The 6621-nt window shown below is 71.3% G+C and carries 6 protein-coding genes and 2 pseudogenes; all 8 read right to left on the reverse strand.

Annotated elements, in window-relative coordinates; all coding sequences use genetic code 11:
- Nucleotides 1-288: pseudogene (locus tag ACWCQ6_RS35010) on the reverse strand (hypothetical protein); the annotation flags it as partial.
- The gene (locus tag ACWCQ6_RS35015) at nt 285-2246 is read right to left on the reverse strand and encodes a putative baseplate assembly protein (protein ID WP_451096229.1); all 1962 of its coding nucleotides are present in this window, start codon (nt 2244-2246) and stop codon (nt 285-287) included. The pseudogene ACWCQ6_RS35010 and the gene ACWCQ6_RS35015, both read right to left, overlap by 4 nt.
- Nucleotides 2246-2671 carry a GPW/gp25 family protein gene (locus ACWCQ6_RS35020; RefSeq protein WP_114242526.1) on the reverse strand — a complete coding sequence of 142 codons (426 nt, stop codon included), beginning with the start codon at nt 2669-2671 and terminating at the stop codon, nt 2246-2248. Before ACWCQ6_RS35020 ends, ACWCQ6_RS35015 begins: the two co-directional genes overlap by 1 nt.
- Nucleotides 2668-2985 (reverse strand): PAAR domain-containing protein, encoded by a 318-nt coding sequence (locus ACWCQ6_RS35025; RefSeq protein WP_329816656.1) that lies wholly within the window; start codon nt 2983-2985, stop codon nt 2668-2670. Before ACWCQ6_RS35025 ends, ACWCQ6_RS35020 begins: the two co-directional genes overlap by 4 nt.
- Nucleotides 2986-3048: 63 nt before the next feature.
- Nucleotides 3049-4815: a VgrG-related protein gene (locus tag ACWCQ6_RS35030; RefSeq protein WP_451096231.1), complete on the reverse strand. Its 1767-nt coding sequence runs from the start codon at nt 4813-4815 to the stop codon at nt 3049-3051.
- Entirely contained in the window at nt 4812-5534 is a 723-nt protein-coding gene (locus ACWCQ6_RS35035; protein WP_451096233.1) for a CIS tube protein, read from the reverse strand. Before ACWCQ6_RS35035 ends, ACWCQ6_RS35030 begins: the two co-directional genes overlap by 4 nt.
- A gap of 60 nt (nt 5535-5594) precedes the next feature.
- Complete coding sequence (locus tag ACWCQ6_RS35040) at nt 5595-6020, reverse strand: phage tail protein (RefSeq protein WP_072486909.1); 426 nt, start codon at nt 6018-6020, stop codon at nt 5595-5597.
- Between the two features lie 62 nt (nt 6021-6082).
- Nucleotides 6083-6621: pseudogene (locus ACWCQ6_RS35045) on the reverse strand (hypothetical protein); the annotation flags it as partial.

Raw genomic sequence — 6621 nt, forward strand, 5'->3', positions numbered from 1 at the left:
GGCGCCGGTAGCGATCCGTACGGCATCTCCGTCGGGCAGCGTGGCAGGGGCGCTCCGCCCGGCAAGGATGCCCGGATCCCGTGACGACAGCCAGGGCAGGAAGTCGGCCGGTGTCAGCAACGGGTCGAAGTAGGCCGGGAGGTTGTCCAGCGTGGACAGGACGGGCGCCAGTACGGTGTCGAGGCCCGCGGTGAACCGCTGGGCCAGGTCGTCGTCCGCGTACAGCGCGGGCAGCAGCCCGCCGATCGGATAGCGGCTGGCGAGCCCCGGAACCGCGGCTCTGGTCATGAGCCGTCACCGCCCACGCTCGCGGTGACCTCCACCTGGTGCTGGTGCGAGAAGACCAGGGCGCCCGGGGCGACATCGATCCACTGCACCGCTGCACCGCGCCGCCCGGTGATCGGGTCCGCGGGAAACATCCGTACCTCCTCCACCAGGGACACCCCCGGCACGCCCTGGAGCACGGCGAAGATCTCGCCGTACTGCACCGGCCTGCCGAACGGCCACCCGGTCCCGTCCGCACCGCCCCGCAGCGGGTCGATGTGACGGAACAGTGCCGCGACCGCGCCCGCCCGGACCCGGTCCACGTCGCCGCCGGCCGTCACCAGCCTGGCGACCACGGTGACTCCCTGGTACGCGGGCGGTTCCACCACCAGCCGGGTGCCGACCAGTCGCCGTTCGTCGAGCCGCTCCGTGACCGCCGCGAGCACCGAGTCCGACGGGATCAGCTGCTCGAACCGGAGCTGGCCGCCCTCGTCGGCGACCGCGTCGGGCACCACCAGGACCCGTACCGCGCCTGCTTCGCCCGCGACGGCGGGCAGGCACCGGACCCTGCGCAGCGAAGGCGCGGCCTCGCGGGCGACGGCCTCGTAGTCCCCGGCCGTGACCGCCCGTTCCTGCACCCGCAGGATGTTCGGCGCCCGGACCTTCGCGTTCTCCACGGTCTCGCCGTCGACCCCGCCCCGGGCCGCCTCCCGGTTGTCCACGCCCGCCACGTACGGCACCGAGCTGCGCAGCACACTGATCGCGCCCCGGGCGACGTTCCCGGCCGCGCCGCCGCCGGTCCGGTAGCGCGGGATCCGCAGCTGTGCGCCCTTCTCGGGCACCGCTCCGTAGGAGCGCATCGTTCCGTCCGGTTCGCGTACCTCCGGCGGGAACGCGAACTCACCGGAGACGGCGTCGATCCGCACATGCCGGTCGTGCGGCAAGGAGGACCCGAAGTGCTCCACCGCAGTCCAGTCCTGCCAGCCGTCCGCGGAGGAAACCTGGACGATCGGCGGCTCTCCGTCCAGCAGCAGCGGTGCCCGGCTCACGGAGAACCGCTGCCCGGCGACGCCTTCGGACGTGCCGAGCGGAACATCGAGGACGGTCTCCGCGTGTTCGACGTTCGCCGTGCCGCCCACGGTGAACACCTCGGCCTCCCGGATCGTCGGCGACTCGGAGTAGAACGGCTGGCCCGGTTCCGGCGCGGTGACCCGGCAGCGCAGCCATCCCGCCCGGGTCCCCGCGGTCACCGACGTGGTGTGTCCGGCAGGGACGAACACGATCACCTCGCCGGGTCTGTTCAGCCCGCCGGTGCTGTCGGTGCCGGTCTGGCAGGTGACCCAGCGGGCACCGTCCCACGCCTCCCACACCAGCGGGGGCTGGCGCGGGTCGACCCCGACGCCCTCCACCCGGCTGTCCAGGCGTACGGCGACGATGCAGCGGGGCACCGCGGTGGGCAGCCCGAACAGCAGGGCGTCACCGGGCTCCGGGCGGGGCTGGAAGCACGGGATGTCCTTGCCGGCGCCGAGTGGCGCGGTGCGGTCGGTCTGGTCGCCGGACACCGGCGCGGTGACCAGCCGGACCAGCGAACTCGGCACGATCGGCAGCTCTTCGGAGGTGGAGAACACCACCGCCTCCTCGGACTCGCCGCGTGAGGTGGCGACCTCCGTGCCCGCCGGGAGCCGCACGGTCTCCGGCTGCGGCGCGGACAGCCAGAAGTCGACCTCCGCCCGCGCCACCGACGGCGGGAACAGGGTGACGCCCAGCAGGTCGAGGAAGGCCGAGTAGTTCTTGTCCGGCACCCGGTTCAACCGGTACAGCAGCTGGTCGACCATGTACGCGAACGTCTCGATGAGCGTGACCCCGGGGTCCGACACATTGTGGTCGGTCCACTCGGGTGAGCGCTGCTGGACGTACCGCTTGGCCTCGTCGACGAGCTGCTGGAAGCGGCGGTCGTCCAGGTTGGGTGAGGGCAGGGCCATCAGCGCACTCCCGATTCTTCGGAGCCCTCGGAGGACGGAATGGTGTAGAAGGGGAAGACGAGGTTGCGCAGGTCGTTCGTGGCCCGCACGGTGTAGTGCACGTCGATGTACAGAGTGCCCTCCTCGATGGCGTCGAACGCGATCACCACGTCGGTCACCTCTATGCGCGGCTCCCACCGCTCCAGCGAGGTGCGGACCTCGTGGGCGATGCGCCCGGCGGTGGCACCGTCACCGGGTGCGAAGACGTAGTCGTGGATGCCGCAGCCGAACTCCGGGCGCATCGGCCGCTCGCCCGGTGCCGTGCCGAGCACCAGTCCGATCGCCTCCTCGATCTCCCGGTCCCGCTCGACCATGCCGATACCGCCCGTGGCGCCGACCCGCAGCGGGAAGCCCCAGCCGCGTCCGATGAATCCGCCGCCGCTCACATCGGGCCCCCGATCAGTACGTTCAGCGCACCGCTGATGATGGGCGCGCCGCAGCTGGTGTTGTCCCGCATCCGGGCGGCGGGCAGCCCGCCTATCAGGACCTGCCCGGTGACCGCGGCGGCCGGGTTGGGCATGATCACGTTCCCCGGCCCGAGTGCGGCGTGCGGAGGAACGACGCACACGTGCAGGCTCCCGGTGACGGCCGCGGGCCGGCCGCCGATCAGCACGGTGGCGACGGCCACCGCACCCGGGGGCGGGGTGCCGATGAGGCCGCCGTGGGCGGTGCTGTCGCCCGTGCGGGCTGCGGGGGGCATGGTCGGTGTTCTCCTTGCTGGGGAAGGGACTTCTGGGGGGCGGACGGACGGTGGGTGGGGTCGTCAGTTGATCCGGATGAGCTTGGCCTTGAGTACGCCGAGCAGTCCGCCGTCGATCGTGACCCCCGTCTTGCCGTTGACGGTCACCGAGCTGCCCTTGATGTTCACGTCGCCCGTCCCGGCGTCCAGTGTGATCCCGGACGCGGACAGGGTCACGGAGCTCAGCGCCCGGGTGCCGCCGCGGGCGTACACCGTCAGCGCGATCTCGCTCCGCCGCTCGTCCAGGGTGACTTCGAGCCGTTTGTCACCGGTGGCCAGCCGGACACCCGACGGTCCGCGCGGAGCGTCCAGCAGCTCCAGCCGGTTGCCCGAACGGGACACCAGGGAACGGCGGTTGACCTTTCCGCTGGTCGGGTCGACCAGGGGAACGTCGTGCGGCGAGGGCTTGTCGACCCCGTTGTAGAGACCGCCGAGCACATATGGGCTGTCCAGCAGCCCCTGCTCGAACCCGACCAGTACCTCGTCGTTGACCTCGGGGCTGAACACCCCGCCGCCGCCCTGGCCGCCCCACTGCACCGTACGGACCCAGTCGGTCACATAGGTGTCGTCGAGCCAGGGGAACTTCAGCCGGACCCAGCCCCGTTCGGCCTTGCCCTCGCGGATGTCGGTGACCACGCCGATCGCGAGACCCGGCATGCGCGGGCCGCGCGAGGGTGCGTTCGCACCGCTGGCCAGCCCTGCCAGGGAGCGGTCGGGGGCTGCGCTCACCAGCACGGTCGTACGGTAGCCGCCGTTGGGTTCCAGCACGTGGTGCGCGGCGGTCGCCGTGTAGCGCCCTGCGAACGCGGGCCCGACGTTGCCGAGGGTCACCGGCTCGCCCGCCCGCAGCTGGGGATTGCCCTCGGCGACCGCCTCGATCTCGCCGAATCCGGCACTCACCGAGGCGGCCACCGAACCGGCAACGGCCCTGGCCTCCGCCTGCGTCCGGTACGGGGTGTCGGTGACCGTCATCCGGGTGTTCGAACCGAAGGCCCCGGCTGCCACCGACGGGCTCATCCCGGGGGTCACCGTGTCGCTGCGGACGGACTGCTCGCGCGCCACCAGCCGTGTCTTGGTGTCGACGTTCCAGCCGCGCACCTCCACACTGTCCGCCCCGTCCGCACCGGTCAGCACGGCCCGCAGGGCCAGCAGATTACGCCCGTACTCCAGGACCATCGGGTGCCGGGTGGCGGAGGTGGCGGGCGAGGGGGCGGAGGACGCGGGCTTCGGCTTCACGAACTGCAACAGGCCTTTGTCGTCCACCCGTACGTGCGCGCCGCTCTCGCCCGCGAGGTACTGGAGGAACTCCCAGTCCGAGACATTGGGCTGGGTGAGCTGCTTGTACATGATGGGCGCGGCCTCGATCTTCCCGCAGGCCAGCCCGGCACCCGCGGCGACCTTGCGGACGATGTCCGCGGTCTTCATGTTGCGGAAGGCCACCACCTTCCGACCGCGCTGGAGCCGGTGGGCCCTGGAGAAGGCGCGGACCACCGTGAACGAACCGGTGGTGTCGCTGTCCAGCTCGACCGCCGTGACCTCACCGGTGAACAGCCGCTCGCGCACCCGCTCCTGCACGGTGACCACGGAGATCTTCACCGGGGTGCCGATGGTGAGTCCGGTGGCGGTGAGCAGCTTGTGATCGGGGTCGCGGTACGTCAGCACGGCGGTGTCCGGCAGGCCGACGTTCTCGTCCACCACGCAGCTCACCAGCTGGGCGGCCCAGGCCGCGGGCAGCTCACCGGGGGCCTCGACGATGGGGTCCGCAGCGAAGGAGCGGCCGGGGGCGGTCACCGGCTGCCCTCCGGAGCGTGGTCTTCCAGTCCGGGCACGACCAGCTCCCTGCCGGGGATCAACTGCATCGGGTCGTCCACGTCGTTGGCCTCGGCGATCGTGCGCCATGCCGTGGCGTCGCCGTACTCCCGCCAGGCCAGCAACGGCAGGCTGTCACCGGCGACGACCCGGTGCGTACGACGTGCCTCCCGCGAGCCGGACGTGGGGTTCTGGCCCGCCGGGTCCACGCTCGCCTCCTCGATCGACAGGGCGCAGGTGGCGCGCAACGGCTTCCCGTCCACATCGAACAGGGTGTACGAGACGGAGAGGTTGGACATCACGCCGTCGAACGAGGTCGTCTTCGACGTGCCCCAGTCGAAGCGGACCCAGGGGCTGGCGGGCGTCTTGCGGGCCAGGCTGCTCGGGGTGGGCACGCACGCCATCATCAGCTGCTCCACCGCCTTCTCCACCGAGTTGTCATGGGTGGCGGTGGAGTCCAGGAAGACCTCCAGGGACAGCGCCCGGGGTCCACTGCCCACGAACTCGGGCAGTGCGGACTGCCCAGCCATCCGGGACGGCGTACGCCGCCACTCGGTGCTCTTGCTCAGCGACAGCTTCGCGGGGTTGAACTGCAGGGTGATCCGGGCGAGGTTCCCGCCCGGTTTGGCGCCGACGGTCGTCGGCGGTTCCATGATGGTCAGCTGGGCGCGAGCACGGCTGGTACGGACAGCGGGTGACATTGCGCTCCTCCTTCCCGGTCTTCTCTGCTACCTGTACCTGTTACTGAACATGACGGAACATCAGGACGGCTCCAGGCCCTCGTGCGCGATCTCCAGCGTCTCGATCGCCGCCTGGGAGTTGGCGGGGTCGAAGGACGGCCCCTGCCAGCGGACCGGCACGATTCCGTGCACCTGCCAGCTGATGATGCGGCTGAGGTCCGGACGGAGTGCGACGATCTCGCCGTCCTTGGGCTCGACCCGCTGAATCGTCTCGTTCAGCCACCGCGCGATCTTGAGCGTGTCGGCGGTGACGGGGCGGGTCAGTGTGATGTTGGTCCAGGTGATCCGTCCCGGCAGCTGCCAGGTGAAACCGTTGTTGCCGCCCTCGGCGTACTGCTCCATCTCCACCTCGGCGCCCAGACCCGAGCAGGTGTGGAAGGCACCCAGATCGCTGCCCCCGATGACGAGCTTGAAGAACACGCTCGTCGCGAAGATGTTGTCCGTCATGTGCTTCTCTTCTTCTCTGCTGTATCCAAGTACCGTGCGGTGCAATGCCGTTCGGGCCGCTTTCAGCGGCGTCCGTCGTACAGCCGCCCGGTACGCTCCCGCCCTCTGCGCATGTCCGCCCGGATCAGCCGGCTCACCGGGTCGAGCAGACGGCGGGCCAGTTCCTCGATGTCCGCCGCGGTGACCCGGTTCGCGGCCGGAGCATCGTCGGAGGGCGATTCGGCCGAACCGGCCGGCCCGGTCCTTCCCGGTTGCTGGGCGGCCTTCGCCGGAACCGCCCGCAGCGGAACACCGGTGACTCCGGCGGCGGCCGCCGCGCGCTGAAGTACCTCGGCCGTGGCCCCGGAGACGCCAGAGGTTCCGGTGCGGGCGGCCCCGGTGGAGCCGGCTCCGGCAGCCGGAGCGGATGTGCGTTGCGGAACCCGTACCGAAAGGCTCGGTGGCCCGGGAAGGAGGGACTCGGCGCCCTCTGTCGGTCCCGTGGCCACGGGAGCGGCGTACTCGGGCACCACCGGCAGCGGCATCCGCTGTACGGGGACGACGGTCGCTCCCGGCCGGTGCGGGCCCGGCGGATCCGGACGCACGACCGGAACCGGCTGAG

The sequence above is a fragment of the Streptomyces sp. NPDC001880 genome (genome assembly GCF_053594575.1).